Here is an 18,289-nt window from a genome sequence, read left to right on the forward strand (position 1 = left end):
AGCCTGCGGGCGAGTTCGATTCGGGTGTAGGCAGGAGTTCGGCCGGCGGTCCCGGCCGCCGAGCGAATGAGGTTCCCCATGTCATCGACTCCCTATCGGATCGTCCAGTGGACGACGGGAAATGTCGGCACCAGTTCCGCGCGGGCGCTGCTCGCGCACCCCGATCTCGAACTCGTCGGCTGCTTCGCCTGGTCGCCCGACAAGGTGGGACGCGACGTCGGCGAGCTCGTCGGCGGGCCGACCGCGGGCGTGGTCGTCACCGACGACGTCGACGCGCTGCTCGCGCTGAAACCCGATTGCGTTGTCTACAACCCGATGTGGTCCGACACCGAGGAGCTGGTGTCGATCCTGTCGGCGGGCGTGAACGTGGTGTCGACGGCCTCGTTCATCACCGGGCACAACCTGGCGGCCGACCGCGAGCGCATCGAGCGGGCCTGCGAACAGGGCGGGTCGACGATGTTCGGCTCCGGAGTCAGCCCGGGGTTCGCCCAACTGCTCGCCATCGTCGCGGGCACCGCCTGCGACCGGATCGACAAGATAACCATCGCCGAGTCCGCGGACACCACCTTCTACGACTCCCCCGCGACCGAGCGGCCCGTCGGATTCGGCCGTCGGATGGACGATCCCAGCCTCGCCGCCGCCGCCGAACACGGGACGGCGATCTTCGGTGAAGCCGTGCGTCTGGTCGCCGCCGCGCTCGGCACCGAGCTCGACGAGGTGCGCTGCGTCGCCGAATACGCCCAGACCACAGCGGATCTGGACCTCGGCTCGTGGACCATCGAGAAGGGCTGCGTCGCCGGGGTATTCGTGAACTGGCAGGGACGCGTCGGTGACGCGACCGTCGTCGAGCTCACCGTGCGCTGGCGCAAGGGCCAGACCCTGGACCCCGACTGGAAACTCGACGGCGACGGCTGGAAGATCACCGTCGACGGCCGCCCCACCGTGAACATGACCGTCGGATTCCTGCCGCCCGCGGACTTCGAGGCCGAAACCATCGCCGACTTCATGGTTCTCGGGCACATCATGACGGCGATGCCGCCCATCCACGCGATCCCCGCGGTCGTGCGGGCCGAACCGGGCATCGTCACCTACGTCGATCTACCCCTGCCCCTGCCGCGCGGGATAGTGCGGGCACAATGACCGTTCGTGACCGAATCCCGCGGTAGGGGACGCCCGAACAAGATCGACCGCGAGCGGATTCTCGCGGCCGCGCGCGGGCTGGCGCCGGAAGCCGTCACCATGCAGGCGGTCGCGAACGCGCTCGGGGTGGACCGCAAGGCGCTGAACTACTACGTCAGCGATCGGCACGGCCTGCTCGAACTCGTCGCCCTCGACGCGTTCGAATCCGCTTTCCGCCGAGTGGATCTGCGCTCCGATCCCGACTGGCGCGGCGTGCTGCGATCCTGTGCCCGTGCGATGCGGGAGGCTTTCCTCAGCGTCGGCGCCCTGATCTCCTACGCCCGATTCGAGGGCATGACCGACATGGCGGCTCTGGGGATCATCGAGCAAACCCTTCGTGCGCTGGTCGACGCCGGTCTCGCCGTCGACGACGCCGGGCGAACCATCACACTGGTCGCCCGGCTGGCCCAGGCCGCAGCGCACGAAACGCACAACGCGGCCCCGGGCTCGGGCACGCAGCAGGCCGGAGACATTCTCCGAGCCTTGAACGACACCGCGCACGAACAGTTTTCGCTGCTGTCCCGGGTGGCGAACACCCGCAGCACGCAGCCGCTCCCCGACGGGCAATTCGACTTCGAACTGACGCTGGTCATCACCGCCCTCGAAACCGAGCTGGGCCGTGGCGACCGGAGCCAACCGTCGCACGCGGACAACTAAGTTATCCTGCATTCCCGGCATGTAGATGTGCGAGATCACATCGACCTGAACGGAACCCGCACATCTTTGCTGGTAATCGCCCTAGAAATCTCGCATTCCAGCACCTCGGTGGCAACTAGCACGTTACCGTTGATTCTGTAGTGAGCAGGTTGCGGACCGAGGGGCATCGATGCACCACATCAGCGAATTCTTCGGGTTCGAGCATGCGCGGGGACACACCGTGTGGACACTCCCGGCCGCGTTCCAGGCAACACTGTCGATCCGGCCCGAGGCGGTCGCACTGCGCATCCCCGGCGGTGGCCGCGAGTTCACCTGGCAGCAGTACGGACATTGCGTACGGCGAATCGCCGCCGGATTGTCAACGCTCGGTGTCGGATTCGGCGACACGGTGGCGATCATGCTGACCAATCGCCCGGAGTTCCATCTGATCGACACCGCCGCGCTGCACGTGGGAGCCACCCCCTTCTCCATCTACAACACCCTGCCGCCGGAGCAGATCGCCTACGTCTGCGCGAACGCCGGGAACAGGGTCATCGTCACCGAACGGCAGTTCCTACCGCGCATCGCCAAGGCAGGCATCACGTTCGCCCACATCATCTGCGTGGACTACGTCGGCCCCGGAGTGCTGCCCCTGAAGCGCCTGATACGCGCTCCGGCACAGGGTTTCGACTTCGAGGCGACCTGGCGGCTGGTGCGGCCCGACGATCTGGCCACCATCACCTACACCTCCGGCACCACCGGCGCGCCCAAGGGCGTCGAGCTCACCCATTCGAACATCCTGGCCCAGCTCGCGGGGGTGAGCGAACAACTGCGCGCCGGACCCGATGATCGGATCGTGTCCTATCTCCCCGCGGCACACATCGCGGACAGGGTCACCGCGCACTACGGCGGGCTCGCCTGGGGACTACAGGTAACCTCGGTCGCCGACCCCCACCACCTGTCCGCGGCACTTCATGACGCACGTCCCACCATCCTGTTCGGGGTACCGCAGATCTGGCAGAAAGCCCGGGCCGCCATCGAGACCCGCATCGAGGGCGAGCCCAAGCGCAGCCGACAAGCGCTGGCGCGGTGGGCATTCGAGGTCGGCGGCCACGCCGCGCACGCGGAAGCCCCGCGCGGCCTCGGCCGGCTACGGAAGCACGTGCGGCGACGGGTGGCAGATCGCCTGGTGCTCGCCCGGATACGGCAGCAGCTGGGTCTGGATCAGCTCCGGTTCGCCGCCTCGGGCGCAGCGCCGATTCCGGTCCAGGTGCTCGAGTACTTCCAGGCACTGGGCATCGAGATCACCGAGGTATGGGGGCTCTCCGAAGCCGCGGGCGTCAGCACCGCGACGACCCGATCCACCCCCGCGCTCGGCTCGGTCGGGACGCCGATCCCCGGAGCGGAGATCAAACTCGACCGCGACGGGCAGATCATGGTCCGCGGCCCGATGGTCATGCGGGGCTACCGCGGCGATCTGGTGGCGAGCACAGCGGCCATCGACGCACACGGCTGGCTCGCGACCGGCGACCTCGGCACGCTGGACGCCGACGGAAATCTCCGCATCATCGGGCGGAGCAGCGAGATGATCATCAACGACACCGGGAAGAACATCGCCCCGGCCTGCATCGAAAGCGGCATCGTCGCAGCCTCTTTCCTGATCGGGCACGTGATGGTGATCGGGGACGGCCGGCCCTATCTGACCGCGCTGGTGGCCCTGGACCGCGAGGCGATCGCGGCGGATTGCGCGGCGTCCGGGGTGCGGGTCGCCGACGTCGAGATCCTCTGCGCCCGGCCGGGCATCCGCCGGCAGGTCCTCGAGGCCGTGCTCGCGGGCAACCGGCTGGTCTCGCGCCCGGAGCAGATCAAGCGATTCCTGCTGCTCGATCACTACTGGGAGCCCGGGTCCGAACAGCTCACGCCGAAGAACTCGATGCGCCGGCACGCCATCGAACGCTGCTACGAGGACGACATCGAGGAGCTGTACTCGGAGTACCCCGGGCCCGAAATCATCGACCTCGGACACCGGGACCGGGAAAACGCGCAGCCCCGCAACACCGCCCAGCGATCATGAGCGGCGACGCGGGCCGCGTCAGGTCTCCGAACTGCGGGCGATGAGGGCCGAACGCAGGTGCCACAGCGCCGAGGGCACGGCCGGGTCGAGCCCGGTGAGCTGTTTGATGCGCTGCAGCCGGTAGTCGATGGTGTTGGCGTGGATGTGGAGCTGGCGTGCGGTGCGGCGGCGATTGAGCTCGTTGGCCAGGTGTACGCGCAGGGTTTCCAGCAGGTCCGGATACGGATCGAGCGGGTCGAGCAGGGTGGCGAGCAGACGGCGAGCGGGTCCGGGGCGGGTCAGCTGGTACTCCAGGGCGAAGTCTTCGAAACGATAGAGGCCCGGGGCACTGCGCACCTGCTGGATCAGATTCAGTAGCTCGTGCGCGCGCCCGGCGACATCGGGGATGTCGCGCACCGCTGACGGCGCGCATATCGCAGTCAGCGGGACCCCGGCCACGCCGGTCAGCCCGGCCAGGAAACCGTTCAGGTCGCCGGCGACGGCGGTCGGGCTCGGAATCAGCACGGTGCCGCCACCGGAACCGATCAGGGTCAGGATGCCGTCCGTGCGGCGGGTGGCGAGCTCGCGCTGCAATCTCCCCGCCGCCTGCCGGGCGGTATCGAGCATGACATGGTCCGGCCCGGAGGAATCAGCGGGAATGCGCAGCGCGAGAACGCAGTACGACTCGGCTATCCGCATTCCGCATTCGCGGGCCAACGCGTCGGCGCCATGTCCGGCGAGCAGCGCGGCGGCGACCGCGTCCTCGATTCCGCGGCGCTCGCGCAGCACGTTCTCCAGTTCGGCGAGATATACCAGCGACACGGTGGTGGTCGCCCGGCCGAGCAGGGTGACGGCGCGGTCGGCATCGGCGGTGAAGCCCGGGAACTCGGACGGTCCGGTATGGGCGGCGAGTTCGCGCAGTGCGGTACCGAATCCGGCGTGAATGGCGTGCTGGATCGATTCGAGCCGCACACCGGCGCGGGCCCATTCGGCCACCAAGAATGCAAAACGGTTCAATTCCACTTCGCCCGAAGCGGGCGGTCCGGCCATCATCGCGGTCGCGAACTCGGCACAGCATCGACCTACGATGACACTCTGCGCAAGGACCAATTCTTCGATAGTTTCCCCGAGATACGCTGGCATATCTGCCGATTCGGAAAATTGGTCCATACTCCACCACGAATTCTGCTGTCGCACAGCGCTTTCACCGTGCGGCACGTGCTCCGTCCCGGCGGCCAGAGGCCACCGGATTGTGGGGTGTAGCTTGACACGCAACGCCGGTATCGCACAACGTTTCTCTGAAATACGCGGTAATTAGTTACGACTCCACAGCTGCGGCTCGTTCGTAAGGATTCTCCCATATTGGCCGCTCAAGACACTTTTTGTGATCTGATACAGACTTGCTTGACCTCCGTTTCAGGCCAGAATAATTGTTAACATATTGGCTCGACGCATTGAACAGACCACGGGCGCTAGGTCGCCCACTCCGGGGCGATTGGTCGGGAGGCCAAGGTGCAAGACAACCGGTTACCGCCGCAATCGCGGCGCTCGTTCATGAAAACGGCCGCGGCGGTCGGCCCCGGCGCGGCGGCCCTGGGAAAATCGGGCGCACCCGGAAAAGGCCGGCGAGCCGGGGCCACTCTCCCGGGAAATCCGTGGCCATTTTCGGCGCAGGCCCGGCCAGCATGACAGCTGCTCACGAACTCGCCGAACGCGGTTTCGCGGCAACGGTGTACGAGGCGCGAAAAGTATTGGGCGGCAATACCCGCCGGGCTGCAATACTTCCTCGGAACCCGGCGCGATCCATGGAAGCGCCATCCCTCTCCCCGCGCGCTGACGTCACCGACCGGCACTCGGGCAGCGGACACCGGAGACGCCGGTCCGGGGCCATGACCGGCTGCTCCCACGGCGGCGTGGCCCCCGCACTCTTCCCGGACGGTCCACCGTCCCAACACATCCTGCCGAGAGCGCCTACACCGGCTCGGCGGGCAGCAGCGATCCGGCCACGGTCGCGGCGGCGAACCCCGCCGCATCGATCGCGGACAACGGCGGTTCCGGATCCGGGGACACCGGCTCGGGGCTGGGATCGGCCGGCAGCAACGGCATTCTGGCAACCCCGGTCGCGGGCAGCACTCTCGGCTCGGGATTCGTCGGCGACGGCTCGAAGCAGGGTACGGCCCGGGACGCGTCGAGCGGCAGCGCCGGTGAAGCGCTGGAACTCGGATCCGCACCGGGGTCGCCCGAGAACTAGAAGAAAATTTTCACGGTCGTTCAGCTGCCTTGGCAGCTGGGCGATCGGCGTCCGCGGACCCCAATTCTTGGGCTTTCGCACTATTGCGAAAGCCATTCTTACGAATGAGATTTCATTTGTTCGCGCACCAAAAACCCGGCCTTGAACTCCCGTTTCCGGTGTGTCAAGATCACCCGCATCGGCTCGGGGGAGTCAGTCGATGATCCGAACACGTTGCGGGACACAGTCATCGGCGACTGGCCGACCGCTGCATCGAACTACTCCGAGGAGCAGCTGTGCGCACCATCGTCATTTCACGGGAAGTCCCGGGTACACCCGAGGCACTGTTCGCCACGATCACCACCCCGGCGACGTGGGAACACTGGGTCGCGACCCACAAGGAGTTCCTCACCACCCCGCCCGAGCGGCTGGAGGAGGGTGCGCGGTTCACCTGCGAGATCCTGCTGTACGGAATGGTCGAGGAGATCGAGTGGGTCGTCGCGAAACTCGACGAGCCCCGCAAGGTCCGGCTGTACGGCACCGCCCGCTCCGGCGTGCACTGCGACCTCACCTATTGGCTGACCGAGTGCGAGCACGGCACCGAGGTCACCGCCAGCGTCGTACTGACCGGGACGACCCTGAAGGGGCAGGACGCCCCGCTGGTCGAGAAGCACAGCCATCAGCAATTGGACTGCACCCTGGGGCAATTGGGGGCGATGGCGGGCGCGCTCGCCAGCTGAGTCAGCGATCGGCGCGCAGCAGCAGCACCCCGCTCGGGGTCAGCCCGCCGCTGCTGGTGACCGCCACGCGGGCATCCGGGATCTGACGCGGACCGCCCTGGCCGCGCAGCTGGAGAACGGCCTCGTGGATCAGTCCCATACCGTGGGTGCGGCCGTGCGAGAGCTGGCCGCCGTGGGTGTTGAGCGGCAGCACGCCGTCGCGGGCGATGTTCTTGCCGTGTGCGAGAAAGTCTTTCGCCTCGCCGATGCCACAGAACCCGAGTGCCTCGATCCACGACAGGCAGTTGAAGGTGAACCCGTCGTAGAGTTCGGCGACATCGACGTCCGCGGGCCGCAGGCTGGTGCGCGACCACATGTGCGCGGCCTGGCCCAGCACCTGCGGCTCGTGGGTGAGGGTGCTCTGATCCCAGGCCAGGCGTTCGATGATCTGGGTGCCGACCGCCTCCACCAGGACCGGCGGCTGCGCCAGATCCGCCGCCGTCTCGCGAGCCGAGACGATCACCGCGACCGACCCGTCGCAGGGGACGTCGCAGTCGTAGAGGCCGAACGGCGTGGTGATCGGCCGGGCGCCGAGGTAGTCGTCCATCGTCAGCGGATCACGGTAGATCGCGGTCGGTTCCAGGGCCGCGTTGGCACGCTGGTTGAGCGCGATCCAGCCCAGGGTCTCGCGGTCGGTGCCGTAGCGGTGGAAGTGCCGCTGCGCGTTCTGGGCGAGGGTGTGCGCGGCCGAGGTGGCCCCGAACGGGGCGATCCAGCCCTCGGCACGCGGCGCGGGCGCCGAAATCCGGCCGGCGCGAATCAGTTCCGCGTACGTCGACTCCCACACGGTGCGGAAGCACAGCACGTGCCGGGCCAGACCGGCCGAGACCGCGAGCATCGCCGCGATCACCGATCCGCCGGGGCCGAAGGTGTCCAGACCGCCGTTGTACCAGCTGGGCCGGATGCCCAGCGCCGTCTCCAGCGCGGTGACGCCGCCCTCGCCGAACGGCCCGGGCAGTCCCGGGCCCGGATAGGTGGACAGGCCGTCGATGTCCTCGAGGCGCAACCCGGCGTCGGCGACCGCCGCCTTGGCGGCCTGCACGGTGAGCGAGAGCGGATTCACCATGAGGCGACGGCCGATCGGCGACATGCCGATTCCGGTCAGCGCGACCCTGTCCTCGAACTTCTCGCGGGTCGCCATGGGCCGCACGTGTTCCCGGAACGCTGCGGGTTCGATCTCGTCCGCCGGTAGCGGCGCGGGCGCACCGCCGCCGGGCCGGAACAGCGGCAGCCACACCCGATCGACCTGTTCGAAGACGACCTCCATCGCCATGCCCAGCGACAGATCCGCCGCCGCGCACTCGATCACGTTGGTGGTCAGGCGAACCCGCGGGTCCTCCTCGAGCGCCACCTGCGCGACCACGTAGGGCGCGGGCAGGCCGGGCAGGGCGAAGCGATGGTTCTCGGTGAACCCGATGAGGGTCGCGCGCCCGGACACCTCCCGCACGCCCATGTCCTCGCCGTGGCAGTAGCGGCAGACCGGTTGCGGCGGGTGAATGAGAGCAGCGCACCCTCGGCAATCCTGGATCCGGAGTTTGCCGTCCGCGCCGGAGGTCCAGAAGAATTCGTTCTCGGGCGTCAGGGAGGGCACCGGTCGATGCGTGGCGGTCATGTGTACTCCGTTGTGTGCGTTGCCAGTTCGCTGAACAGGTGATTGTGTGTGGGTACCGGCGTGATTTATAGTCGGCTTTACTGTTAACCATTCATTATGGCTATGGCCAGGGTCGTTCCTGGAGTCGAAAGGAATCGCCATGGTTGCGAACGATTCGCCCGCGCCGGTCACCGGCCCGCTTTCCGGGATCACGGTGGTGACGCTCGAGCAGGCCGTGTCGGCGCCGATGTGCACGCGCACGCTGGCCGATTTCGGCGCGCGGGTCATCAAGATCGAGAACCCGCGCGGCGGTGACTTCGCCCGGGATTACGACGACGTGGTGAACGGCCTGGCCGCGCATTTCGTGTGGGCCAATCGCGGCAAGGAATCGGTCACGGTCAATCTCAAGGATCCCGCGGGCATGGCGGTCGTGCATCGCCTGCTCGGCGAGGCCGACGTCTTCGTGTCCAATCTCGCCCCGGGGGCGATCGATGCCCTGGGGCTGGGTCCCGCCGAGCTGAGTTCGCGCTATCCCGAGCTGATCACCATGGCCATAGACGGATACGGCTCCGGTGGTCCGCTGTCCCACAAGCGCGCCTACGATCTCCTGATTCAGGCCGAGGCGGGCGTCTGCGCGGTCACCGGGCAGCCGGACGCACCCGCCAAACCCGGGCCGCCGATCGCCGACGTGTGCTCGGGTCTGTACGCCGCACTGACGATCATGGCCATGCTGTGCGGCAGGCACACCCCCGGCGCCGTGGCCACCTCGGGCGCGGCCGCGGTCAGCCTGTTCGACACCGCCGCCGAACTCATGGGATACGCGCTGAACTACACCCGGCACACCGGAACCGATCAGCAGCCCCTGGGCATGAGCTCCCCCGCCGTCGCGCCGTACGGGGCCTACCCCACCGCCGACGGGCACACGGTTGTGCTCGGGACGACCAACGACCGCGAATGGCAGCGGCTGGCCCGCGACCTGATCGGCCGTGCCGACCTGGCCGAGAACGCTCGCTTCGCGAGCAATGCCGGTCGCGTGCGGCATCGCGCCGAACTCGATGCCGCGATCACGGAATGGACCGCGCGACACGACATCTCCCGGATTCAGTCCGACGCGGACACCGTGGGCATCGGGAACTCGCGCTACAACCGGCCCAGCGATGTGATCGCGCACCCGCACCTGAGCGCCCGGCGACGCTGGCGCTCGATCGACACCCCGGCAGGTCCGGTCACCGCGCTGCTGCCGCCCCCGATCATCGACGGCTGGCAGCCGCCGATGGGCGCCATCCCGGCGCTGGGTCAACACACCGATGCGGTGCTGGCGCACTTGGGCTTCGACGCCGGCGCGGTGGCCCGGCTGCGCGAGAGCGGCGCGATCGGTCCCGCCGCCGGGTGAGGCGGGCTGTCCGGCGCGGGCCCGCACGCGGGGCGGTGCACCCGCGTCCACGACACGGAATGACCGCGTCGATCCGATTCGATCGGCCCGCTGTGCGCGGCGGGCGTGCACTACAGCGCCCCGGAATTCTCCGGGCCCGGGTCGGCGTGCGCGCCCGCCCGAGGCGCGGCCTCGGCGCTCGGCGCGTCCCAGGATTTCCAGAATTCGATGCGCGTGGCGGTCGGGTCCGAGGCGGTGCCGGGGCGGATCCTGCCGTCCGCGGCGCACGCCCCGAGTTCGGCCAGCAGCGCGGCCGGGTCGTCGCCGTCCACCGCGTAGACGGCCAGGAACCGAACCGGACCGTCGGGGTCGGTGAGCCGAAAGCGGCTGCAGGACTTCACCGCCGGGACGGCGAGCATGTCGGGGACATGCACCTCGGAGTACCAGCGATCGAATTCGTCGACCCGGTCCGGGTAGGGGGTGGAGGTCACGTGCAGGTGCATCCGATCGGCCTTTCGCTCGACGTATATGGCATTCTCTCAAATGGGAAATACAATTTCCCGGCGGCCGGGTGGTTGCGGCCGTCTCCCGCCGCCGAGGATGTGACCGATGGCCGAATGGTTCCTGTTCCTGCCCCAAATCCGGATGAGCACAACCGATGTCGTCGATCGGGCGCTGGCCGCCGAGGACGCCGGATTCGACGGGATCGCCTTCATCGATCACCTCGTGGCCCCGGGCGCACCGGCCCAGCCACTGTGGGAGGCCATGACGATCGCGACCTGGGTGGCCGCGCGCACCCGCCGCCTGCGGATCGGGCACCTGGTGCTGTGCGACGCGTTCCGGCATCCGGCCCTGCTGGCCAAACAGGCGGTGACCCTGCAGGAGGCGACCGGCGGGCGATTCGAACTCGGACTCGGCTCGGGTTCGGTACCCGCCGAGCTCGTGCAGTTCGGCATCACCGAAGCGATTGCCGCACAGCGGCATACACGGATGAAGCAGACGATCGACCTGCTGGCCGGGTATTGGGATCCGGCATCGGAACCAGAATTGCCGCCGCACCCGTCAGTGCCGATTCCGCTCGTCATCGGCGGCACCGGGCCGCGCATACTCGACCTCGCGCGCGAGCACGCGACCTGGTGGAATCTGCCCGCGACACACCTGGATCGGCTGACCGAGCTGGCCGGCCGGGTGGGCCCGGCCCGCGTCTCGATTCAGCAGATGGTGGCGTTCATCGCCCCGGGCGCGGACGAGAACTCGGTGCGCGAGCGGGCCGAACGCCGATTCGGCTACCTGGGCGGCGGCCTGGTGTGCGCCGACGCCGAACGCCTGCGCGCGCATTTCACCGAACTCGCCGATCGTGGCGCGGAGCGCTTCTACGTCTGGTTCGCCGATTTCGCGGACCCGAAAACCCTGACCGCGTTCGGTGATTCGGTGATCACCGGCTTTCCGCGCTGACCCCGGATCCGGGCCGGGCGGCACCGGCCGCCCGGCCCGGACGCTCATACGTTGAGCAGGCGCGCCAGATTGCCGCCCATGATCAGCTTCTGATCCGCCAGGGTCATGTCCTTGATCTCGTGGATGTAGCGCGCCGGTTCGGCCAGGCCCTCCGGGTGCGGCCAGTCCGAGCCGAACAGCACGTGATCCGCGCCGATCATGTCCGCGGTGGCCTGCAGGTCCTCCTCCCAGAACGGGCTGACGTACAGGCTGCGCTTGAGGGCCTCGACCGGATCGTTGAAATCGAAGCCCTCGGGCGCCTTCTTGTGGGTGTCGTGCAGCGTCTCCAGCAGCGGCGCGAGCCACGAGCAGCCGTTCTCGATGACCGCGATCTTGAGTTCCGGGAACCGGAACAGTGCACCGTGACACACCCAGGAGGCGACGGCGTCGGTGACCGGCCGCCACGCCATGGTCATCTGGAACGTGTTGGTCTGGAAGGGCAGCATCTCGAGGCTGTTGCCGTCCCACTCCGCGCCGTAGCGCGAGTAGCCCGAGTCCGAGGAGTGCATGGTGACCAGCACATCGTGCTCGACGACCTTCTTCCAGAACGGATCGAACTCCGGCAGCGCGAACGACCGCATGCCGCGCAGGCCCGGAACCGGCGCCGGGCGCACCAGAATCGCCTTGGCGCCGCGCTCGACGCACCACTCCAGCTCCTCGATCGCCTTCTCCACGATCGGCAGGCTGATCACCGGCACGTTGAAGATGCGGTCCGAGTGCACGAAGTTGCCGTTCTGGCCCCAGTCGTCGAGCATCCACCGGTTCAGCGAATGCACCACGGCGTGAATGAGATCCGGGTAGTCGCGCATGCGCTCTTCGATGAGGCTGGCCAGGGTGGGGAACATGAGCGCGCGGTGCAATTGCAGGTCGTCCATGACCTTCAGGCGCGCTTCGGGATTGCGGAAGGCGTCGTGCGCCGGGATGGCGCGGCCGAAGATCTCGCGCTTGCTCTTGCCCTCGGGGTTGCCGTTCTTGAAGTAATCCTCCATGGCCCCGGGCGCCGCGACGTAGTCGAACGTGGGGTTGGGGATGTACTCGCTGATCTGGCCCAGCACGGCGATCTTCTTGCGGCCGTTGATCTCCACGTACTTGATCGCGCCCTCGTACTCCTTGGGGAGGTACCGGGTCAGCGATTCTTCGGTCTCGTACAGGTGATTGTCGGCGTCGAACAACTGGTACGGCAGATCGACCTTGGTCATGAGAATCTCCTTTGCTTCACTGAGAATAGTATTCTCACTGCTGTTCGGAGGCAATGTCTTGCCGCAGGCGGAACTTCTGGACCTTGCCGCTGGGCGTCCGCGGGAAGTCGGCCACCACCCGCACCTCCTCCGGCCACTTCTGTTTGGCCAGACCGCGATCGGCGAAATGCGCGCGAACCTCGTCCAGGGTCGGCGCGTCCAGACCGGGGCGCAGCCGCAGCACGGCCGCGGCGTGCTCGCCCAGCCGGGCATCCGGCGCGGCGACCACGGCGGCCTCGGCCACCGCGGGCAGGCCCAGCAGCACCTCCTCGACCTCGACCGCGCTGATGTTCTCCCCGCCCCGGATGATCAGATCGGTGGTGCGGTCGGTGATGCTCAGATATCCGTCCGCGTCCAGGACGCCGATATCGCCGGTGTGATACCAGCCTTCGGCGTCGAAGGCGCGGTCGGTGAGTTCGGCGTCGGTGTAGCCCAGGCACAGGTCCGGGCCCCGGCTCAGGATCTCCCCCTCCGCGGTGAGGCGAATCTCGACCCCGGGCATGGGATCCCCGTCGGTGTACAGCCGCTTGCCCAGTGCGGCGGTGTGTTTGGACGCGGTCACCGACGGGTGCTCGGTGCTGCCGTAGGAGCGATAGACGGTGATGCCCAGGTCGGTCAAGCGGGTGGTCACCGCCGCCGGAACCGGTGCGCCGCCCATGCCCGCGTAGCGCATGTAGCGCAGGTGACCGGGGGTGAAGTCGGGGTGGTCGATCAGGCTGGTCATGTAGTACGGCACGCCGCCCGCCACGTTCACGCCGAATTCGCTCATCAAGGCCAGCGCGCGTTCGGGATTCCACACGTCCAGCAGGTGGATCGGCGCGGCGTTCAGCACCGAGATGAGCAGGGCGTTGACCATGCCGATGAAGTGCCCGACGGGCGCGGCGGTCAGCTGCGGGCCGAAGTCGTCCGGGTAGTGGCCGCCGAGCTGCCGGGTCTCGAAGCCCAGGGTGCGATGGGAGTGGATGACGCCCTTGGGATCGCGGGTCGTGCCCGAGGTGAACGCGATCAGCGCGGGCGCGTCCGGGTCCACGGCCGCCACGCCCGTCATCGGCTCATCGGCGAGCAGGTCGTCGAAGTCGCGGCCGACCACGCCGACGATCGGCACGCCGGCGTAGACGGCGGGGTCGAATTCGAGCGCGCCGAACCGCTCGATGGTGATGAACACCTTGGGCCGGGTGGTCTCGAGGATGTACCCGACTTCCTTGCGGCCGTAGAAGTGCACGATCGGCACCACCACCGCGCCCAGCAGCGCCGAGGCCCAGAACGTCGCCGCGGCCTCCATCCAGTTGGGGAGCTGGAAGGCGACCGTGTCCCCGGCTTTCACGCCCCGGGCGGAGAGCCCGGCGGCCAGGCGCCGGGCCACGGCCTCGACCTCGCACACCCGGCCGGACCACGGTCGCGTCTCCGAATGCACCTCGAAGCGTTGCTCGGGGGCCGCGGCCAGGCCCCGGGCCAGCAGTTCACCCAGCGATTCGTCGGTCCACCACCCTTGCGACAGATATCGCTCCACCAGATCCGTTGGCACCTTGCGCATTCGACGATCTCCCATATCCGGCACCGAACGATGCGCGGGGCGCATCGATGTCAGGGGCGGCTCGACCCGCGGGCGCACCCGAATGGATATGTTATTCTCACGAATGAGAATCCGATATTCATTCGCCGAACTTCGGAGCGAGGAGTGCCATGGCGGGCCGTTCCCGGTCCGCACCGCCGGCCGGTGCGGACTCCCCCACCCGGGAGTGGGATCAGGCCGAACTGCTGCGGTTGATGGATGTGCGCCCCGAACCCGGCGGCCGCTACCTCGCCCCGGCCCACGGCCCCACCGAACGCAACGTCGTGGAGGCCGGACAGCTCCTGGGCACCACCGTCGTCGCCGCGGCCAAAGCCGTTCCCGGGCAACGGGTCACCTCGGTGTCGATGGTCTTCTCGCGCGTCGCCACCCATGACGCGCCGCTGTCGGTGGCCCTCGAGGTTCCCCACGCCGGACGGACCCTGTCGACCGTGCAGGCGCGCGTGATCCAGGCCGGAAAGCAATGTGCGGCCGGGGTTGTCCTGCTGGACGCGGACACGCCCGACCTGATCCGCTCGGCGCTGCCCATGCCGGAGGTCACCCCGCCGCACCGATTGCGCCCGCTCGACATTCCCGGCGGCGTCGTGCGCGGCCGGGACATGCGGGTGGTGGACGACGCCTACGACCCGTATCGCGAGCAGACCGGCCCGCCGGAATTGTTCGTGTGGACCCGATTCCGGCAGTCGCCGGATCGGCCGGAGTTGCACGCCGCGCTGCTGGCGCAGTCGACGACGCACTGGACCGTCGCCGCCGCGCTGCGCCCGCACCCCGGGTTCAGCGAGGCCATGGCGCATCATTCGATCTCCACCGGAATCACCATGGCCACGATCACCTTTCACGACGAGGCCAACGTGAGCGCATGGCTGCTGTACGCGACCCGCGTGGTGTACGCCGGGCGCGGGCACGCCCAGAGCGAAGGACGGATCTACACCGAGCAGGGCGCGATCGTCGCCTCCTACGGTGTGCACGCCATGGTGCGGGCCTTTCCCGCCTCGGGCGCACCGGATTCGGGGACGCGTTTGTGAACGACATCGGGCCGGGAACACCGGTCCGGCGAAAGGGAGGCGTGATGGATTCGGGATACGTCGATTGGCCCGACTACCGGGTGGACGTCAGCCGCGTGCGCAACGTGGTCCGCGCGACCCTGGACGGCATGGTGCTCGCCGAATCGGCCACGGCACTGCTGGTGGCCGAACAGGATCACGGCATCGTCTTCTATTTCCCGGCCGCGGACGTGCGCTTCGATCTGCTCGAGGCCGCGGTCGGAACCTCACGGTGCCCGTTCAAGGGCGAGGCGCGATATTGGCGGGAGATCGACGGAAGCGAGCCCATCGCCTGGGAATACCCGGACCCCTACCCGGAAGTCGCGATCCTGCACGGGCACCTGGCCTTCTATCAGAACCGGGTGAGCGTGCAGGTGGGCGTCGCGACTCCCGCGGTGCAGCGGCCCTCATGAGCCGACCCTCAGCGCATCTCGAACGGCCCGCCGTCGATCGCGGCCGCCAGGGGACCCAGCTCGATGCCCAGATCCGCGGCGGCGGTGAAGCACGCCGCGACATCCTTGCGCAGATACCGCACCACCACGCGCTCGAAACCGGCGCTCCCCCCGGCGGTATGGATGGTGCTCGCGGCGTGACTGCGCCCGCTGCACACCAGCAGCGCGCGCAGCAGATCGTCCTCGGCGATACCGAGTTCGCGGCCCACCCGCACGGTGGTGGTGGCCAATTGCGCGTTGGCCGCGAACAGGGCGTTGTTGAGCAGTTTCACCGTCAGCGCGCTGCCCAGCTCGCCGGTGGGCACGATGGTGTTCGCGTACGCGCCCAGCACCGTGGTGACCGTGGCGACCGCCGGTGCGGGCCCGCCGAGCAGCACGGTGAGCGTGCCCTCGGTGATGTCCACGGGCGAACCGCTCACCGGACCGTCCAACAGCACCGGCCCGTCCGGGTGCGCGGCCGCGAGATCGCGGAGGGTGGACGGGGATCCGGTGGTGTGCGAGACGACCAAGGCGTCGCGGGCGGCATGCGCGAGCACGCCGTCCGGTCCCGCCAGCACTTCGGTGACCTGTTCGTCGGTGTAGACGCACACGACGATGATCTGCCCGCGCACCGCGGCCTCGGCCACCGAGTCGACGACTTCGGCGCCCATGGCGCGCAGCCGCTCTCGCACCGAGGTGCGGCGGGCGAACACCACCACCTCGTGCCCGGCGCGCAGCAACCGGGCCGCCATCGGTTCGCCCATCTGGCCCGTTCCGATGAATCCGATGACCTCGGGCATGCGCAGCACTCCTGTTGTTCGATGACGGAACTCCGCTCGGCACAGGGGGTTCCGGGATACGACCGCGGCGAGAATCCCTTGAACGGGACAACTGCCTGTCTTACAGTTTCTAATACCATAGATGGTCGCGGGGGTGTCCGATTCTCGGCCACCCGGCGCGAATCACATGGTCGCTATCGGGAGAAATCATGAGCGACGACACCTCCATCCTCATCCGGCCGCGTATTCGCGAGGCGTTGATCGCCGCGGCGGACGCACTCGCCGACGGTGTTCGGGCAAGGATCCTGCACAGCCCCCGACCGGTGTTCATGTACTACGTCGCGCAGACTTTCGACTCGACCAGGACCACGCTGGCCCGGGGGCTCGACCCGTACCCGGCCACGCCCGCCCAGCAACTGTGCCTGCACCTGATGTGCGCCTACGTCGAGCGATACCGCGACGCGGTCGACTACGACATCGCCCGCCTGCGCGCCGAGCTGCTGTCCGACGGGCAGCACGAGGTTCTGGCACGGCTCGGCCGCGGGTCCGGAAACCAGCCCGAGACTTACGATTTCGCGGCCCTGGGTGACGTGTTGAGCGGCAGCGGCATGAGCGCGTTCTTCGCACCGCTGGAGCCCGACAGCCTGGTCGCCTGAGCGGCGATGCGCACTCCCCCGCCGGAACCGAACACGCAGGATGAATCGTAGATGTTGAATGCCACACTGGGCCTGGCCGGCATCGCGCGGGAGACGATCCGCACCGGACTGGAGCGGACCCGCGGCCGGGGCAGGCTCCCGCGCCGGGCGGAGGAATTGACGACCGAGTGGTTGCGCTCCGCACTCGGCCAGGGCGCGGACATGATTCGCGGATTCCGGGTGCTCGACGCGGATTCCGGTACGGCCGCGCGAGTGCGCATCGCCATCGACGGGGAGGCGGGCACGACCGCGCGGACCCTGTTCGTAAAGCTGGCGCCGCGGGATTTCTCCCAGCACGTGCTGCTGAACCTGTTCGGGCTCGGCGTGCGCGAAGTTCTCGCCTACCGGGCGCTGGGCGATCGGCCGCCGGTGCGGGTGCCGCGCTGTCACTTCGGCGGCATCGACGCGGCCGAGCGCGGCAGCGTCCTGATCCTGGAGGACCTCTCCGGAGCCGCCCGATTCCGGACGGTGCGCGAATCACTCGACGAGACCGAGGCATTCGCCGTGGTGGACGCGCTGGCCGGACTCCACTCGACGTATTGGGAGTCGGCCCGCTTCGACACCGATCTGGCCCCGCTGGCCCGGCGGACCACCGCCGAGATCCGGCTGGGCAACCTCATTCGCCGTGCCTTCCTGCGCGACATCAAGGGCCACACCGCGGATCTGATCCCCGCGCATATCAAGAAGCAGTGCCGGATGTTCTACGAGCGCGACGACGAGATCGACGCGTTCTGGGCGGCCCAGCCGCACACCCTGACGCACGGCGACCCGCACCTGGGCAATCTCTTCTTCGTGGGCGCCGAGCCGGGTCTGCTGGACTGGCAGATCGCCCGCGCGGGGGCCGGCATCCGCGATGTCGCCTACTTCGCCTGCGCCTCGGTCGAACCCGAGCTGTTGCGCCGGACCGAGCGGGAGCTGGTCGGGCGGTACGCGGATGGGCTGGCCGCGGGCGGGGTCGCGGTGGACCCGGACCGGCTGTGGACCGGATACCGCGCGGCCACCACCGAACTGTTCCTCGCCGCGGTGTGTACCGCTGAAGCCGGGGACCGGATGCAACCCCTGGCCGTCTCGCGGGTGGGCGTGGAACGCGCGGTGGCCGCGGTCGAGGCGCACGACGGATTCGATCTATTGAGCAGCCTCCTGTAGTGGCCTCGGCGAGACGACGATTTCCACCCTGTCCAAGATCGCCTGAGACGCGT

18 protein-coding genes and 1 pseudogene are annotated in these 18,289 nt (G+C 68.5%); 12 read left to right on the forward strand and 7 right to left on the reverse strand.

Annotated features, from left to right (window positions below; all coding sequences use genetic code 11):
* Positions 1-78 precede the first annotated feature (78 nt).
* From ABZ319_RS01305 to ABZ319_RS01315, 3 genes are all read left to right on the forward strand, one after another.
* On the forward strand, positions 79-1,140 hold the full coding sequence (locus ABZ319_RS01305) for a dihydrodipicolinate reductase (RefSeq protein ID WP_354984279.1): 1,062 nt from the start codon (positions 79-81) through the stop codon (positions 1,138-1,140).
* Between the two features lie 6 nt (positions 1,141-1,146).
* A complete protein-coding gene (locus tag ABZ319_RS01310; RefSeq protein ID WP_354984280.1) occupies positions 1,147-1,836 on the forward strand; it encodes a TetR/AcrR family transcriptional regulator C-terminal domain-containing protein in 690 nt (229 codons plus the stop codon).
* Between the two features lie 169 nt (positions 1,837-2,005).
* Entirely contained in the window at positions 2,006-3,889 is a 1,884-nt protein-coding gene (locus ABZ319_RS01315) for a long-chain fatty acid--CoA ligase (protein WP_354984281.1), read from the forward strand.
* Positions 3,890-3,907: 18 nt separating this feature from the next.
* On the opposite strand, the gene ABZ319_RS01320 is transcribed toward ABZ319_RS01315, so the two are convergent.
* The gene (locus tag ABZ319_RS01320; RefSeq protein ID WP_354984282.1) at positions 3,908-4,864 is read right to left on the reverse strand and encodes a helix-turn-helix domain-containing protein; all 957 of its coding nucleotides are present in this window, start codon (positions 4,862-4,864) and stop codon (positions 3,908-3,910) included.
* A 558-nt stretch (positions 4,865-5,422) separates the two neighbouring features.
* Here ABZ319_RS01320 and ABZ319_RS01325 point away from each other — a divergent pair.
* Positions 5,423-5,557 (forward strand): hypothetical protein, encoded by a 135-nt coding sequence (locus ABZ319_RS01325; RefSeq protein WP_354984283.1) that lies wholly within the window; start codon positions 5,423-5,425, stop codon positions 5,555-5,557.
* Positions 5,524-5,628 (forward strand): annotated as a pseudogene (locus tag ABZ319_RS01330) (NAD(P)-binding protein); the annotation flags it as partial. The gene ABZ319_RS01325 and the pseudogene ABZ319_RS01330, both read left to right, overlap by 34 nt.
* Positions 5,629-5,839: 211 nt before the next feature.
* Here the strand turns inward: ABZ319_RS01330 and ABZ319_RS01335 are convergent.
* Positions 5,840-5,974 (reverse strand): hypothetical protein, encoded by a 135-nt coding sequence (locus tag ABZ319_RS01335; protein WP_354984434.1) that lies wholly within the window; start codon positions 5,972-5,974, stop codon positions 5,840-5,842.
* Positions 5,975-6,394: 420 nt separating this feature from the next.
* On the opposite strand from ABZ319_RS01335, the gene ABZ319_RS01340 reads away from it, so the two are divergent.
* Positions 6,395-6,838: an SRPBCC domain-containing protein gene (locus tag ABZ319_RS01340; protein ID WP_354984284.1), complete on the forward strand. Its 444-nt coding sequence runs from the start codon at positions 6,395-6,397 to the stop codon at positions 6,836-6,838.
* A 1-nt stretch (position 6,839) separates the two neighbouring features.
* Here the strand turns inward: ABZ319_RS01340 and ABZ319_RS01345 are convergent, their stop codons facing one another.
* The gene (locus tag ABZ319_RS01345) at positions 6,840-8,489 is read right to left on the reverse strand and encodes an OB-fold domain-containing protein (protein WP_354984285.1); all 1,650 of its coding nucleotides are present in this window, start codon (positions 8,487-8,489) and stop codon (positions 6,840-6,842) included.
* 139 nt (positions 8,490-8,628) lie between these two features.
* Between ABZ319_RS01345 and ABZ319_RS01350 the strand changes: the two genes are divergently transcribed.
* Positions 8,629-9,861 (forward strand): CaiB/BaiF CoA-transferase family protein, encoded by a 1,233-nt coding sequence (locus ABZ319_RS01350; protein ID WP_354984286.1) that lies wholly within the window; start codon positions 8,629-8,631, stop codon positions 9,859-9,861.
* A 110-nt stretch (positions 9,862-9,971) separates the two neighbouring features.
* Here ABZ319_RS01350 and ABZ319_RS01355 read toward each other — a convergent pair whose 3' ends face one another.
* Positions 9,972-10,343 (reverse strand): hypothetical protein, encoded by a 372-nt coding sequence (locus tag ABZ319_RS01355; protein ID WP_354984287.1) that lies wholly within the window; start codon positions 10,341-10,343, stop codon positions 9,972-9,974.
* A 106-nt stretch (positions 10,344-10,449) separates the two neighbouring features.
* Between ABZ319_RS01355 and ABZ319_RS01360 the strand changes: the two genes are divergently transcribed.
* Entirely contained in the window at positions 10,450-11,295 is an 846-nt protein-coding gene (locus tag ABZ319_RS01360) for an LLM class flavin-dependent oxidoreductase (RefSeq protein WP_354984288.1), read from the forward strand.
* A 44-nt stretch (positions 11,296-11,339) separates the two neighbouring features.
* Here ABZ319_RS01360 and ABZ319_RS01365 read toward each other — a convergent pair whose 3' ends face one another.
* The gene (locus tag ABZ319_RS01365) at positions 11,340-12,533 is read right to left on the reverse strand and encodes an amidohydrolase family protein (protein ID WP_354984289.1); all 1,194 of its coding nucleotides are present in this window, start codon (positions 12,531-12,533) and stop codon (positions 11,340-11,342) included.
* A 34-nt stretch (positions 12,534-12,567) separates the two neighbouring features.
* Positions 12,568-14,106 (reverse strand): AMP-binding protein, encoded by a 1,539-nt coding sequence (locus ABZ319_RS01370; RefSeq protein ID WP_354984290.1) that lies wholly within the window; start codon positions 14,104-14,106, stop codon positions 12,568-12,570.
* Between the two features lie 149 nt (positions 14,107-14,255).
* On the opposite strand from ABZ319_RS01370, the gene ABZ319_RS01375 reads away from it, so the two are divergent.
* On the forward strand, positions 14,256-15,167 hold the full coding sequence (locus tag ABZ319_RS01375) for an acyl-CoA thioesterase domain-containing protein (RefSeq protein ID WP_354984291.1): 912 nt from the start codon (positions 14,256-14,258) through the stop codon (positions 15,165-15,167).
* A gap of 44 nt (positions 15,168-15,211) precedes the next feature.
* Positions 15,212-15,598: a DUF427 domain-containing protein gene (locus ABZ319_RS01380; protein WP_354984292.1), complete on the forward strand. Its 387-nt coding sequence runs from the start codon at positions 15,212-15,214 to the stop codon at positions 15,596-15,598.
* Positions 15,599-15,606: 8 nt separating this feature from the next.
* Here ABZ319_RS01380 and ABZ319_RS01385 read toward each other — a convergent pair whose 3' ends face one another.
* Positions 15,607-16,416 carry an NAD(P)-dependent oxidoreductase gene (locus tag ABZ319_RS01385; RefSeq protein ID WP_354984293.1) on the reverse strand — a complete coding sequence of 270 codons (810 nt, stop codon included), beginning with the start codon at positions 16,414-16,416 and terminating at the stop codon, positions 15,607-15,609.
* A gap of 188 nt (positions 16,417-16,604) precedes the next feature.
* On the opposite strand from ABZ319_RS01385, the gene ABZ319_RS01390 reads away from it, so the two are divergent.
* Together ABZ319_RS01390 and ABZ319_RS01395 are read left to right on the forward strand one after the other, a co-directional pair.
* The gene (locus ABZ319_RS01390; RefSeq protein ID WP_354984294.1) at positions 16,605-17,051 is read left to right on the forward strand and encodes a hypothetical protein; all 447 of its coding nucleotides are present in this window, start codon (positions 16,605-16,607) and stop codon (positions 17,049-17,051) included.
* Positions 17,052-17,102: 51 nt separating this feature from the next.
* A complete protein-coding gene (locus ABZ319_RS01395; protein ID WP_354984295.1) occupies positions 17,103-18,236 on the forward strand; it encodes a phosphotransferase in 1,134 nt (377 codons plus the stop codon).
* Positions 18,237-18,289 lie beyond the last annotated feature (53 nt).

Origin of the sequence: Nocardia sp. NPDC005978 (assembly GCF_040614455.1) — a bacterium.
Taxonomy (GTDB): Bacteria; Actinomycetota; Actinomycetes; order Mycobacteriales; family Mycobacteriaceae; genus Nocardia.

Coding starts and splice junctions, on each gene's coding strand:
- ABZ319_RS01335 (WP_354984434.1), bottom strand. CDS start 5,974: ATGCCGTTGCTGCCGGCCGATCCCAGCCCCGAGCCGGTGTCCCCGGAT.
- ABZ319_RS01390 (WP_354984294.1), top strand. CDS start 16,605: ATGAGCGACGACACCTCCATCCTCATCCGGCCGCGTATTCGCGAGGCG.
- ABZ319_RS01325 (WP_354984283.1), top strand. CDS start 5,423: ATGAAAACGGCCGCGGCGGTCGGCCCCGGCGCGGCGGCCCTGGGAAAA.
- ABZ319_RS01395 (WP_354984295.1), top strand. CDS start 17,103: ATGTTGAATGCCACACTGGGCCTGGCCGGCATCGCGCGGGAGACGATC.
- ABZ319_RS01350 (WP_354984286.1), top strand. CDS start 8,629: ATGGTTGCGAACGATTCGCCCGCGCCGGTCACCGGCCCGCTTTCCGGG.
- ABZ319_RS01315 (WP_354984281.1), top strand. CDS start 2,006: ATGCACCACATCAGCGAATTCTTCGGGTTCGAGCATGCGCGGGGACAC.
- ABZ319_RS01305 (WP_354984279.1), top strand. CDS start 79: ATGTCATCGACTCCCTATCGGATCGTCCAGTGGACGACGGGAAATGTC.
- ABZ319_RS01360 (WP_354984288.1), top strand. CDS start 10,450: ATGGCCGAATGGTTCCTGTTCCTGCCCCAAATCCGGATGAGCACAACC.
- ABZ319_RS01355 (WP_354984287.1), bottom strand. CDS start 10,343: ATGCACCTGCACGTGACCTCCACCCCCTACCCGGACCGGGTCGACGAA.
- ABZ319_RS01385 (WP_354984293.1), bottom strand. CDS start 16,416: ATGCCCGAGGTCATCGGATTCATCGGAACGGGCCAGATGGGCGAACCG.
- ABZ319_RS01365 (WP_354984289.1), bottom strand. CDS start 12,533: ATGACCAAGGTCGATCTGCCGTACCAGTTGTTCGACGCCGACAATCAC.
- ABZ319_RS01380 (WP_354984292.1), top strand. CDS start 15,212: ATGGATTCGGGATACGTCGATTGGCCCGACTACCGGGTGGACGTCAGC.
- ABZ319_RS01345 (WP_354984285.1), bottom strand. CDS start 8,489: ATGACCGCCACGCATCGACCGGTGCCCTCCCTGACGCCCGAGAACGAA.
- ABZ319_RS01375 (WP_354984291.1), top strand. CDS start 14,256: ATGGCGGGCCGTTCCCGGTCCGCACCGCCGGCCGGTGCGGACTCCCCC.
- ABZ319_RS01370 (WP_354984290.1), bottom strand. CDS start 14,106: ATGCGCAAGGTGCCAACGGATCTGGTGGAGCGATATCTGTCGCAAGGG.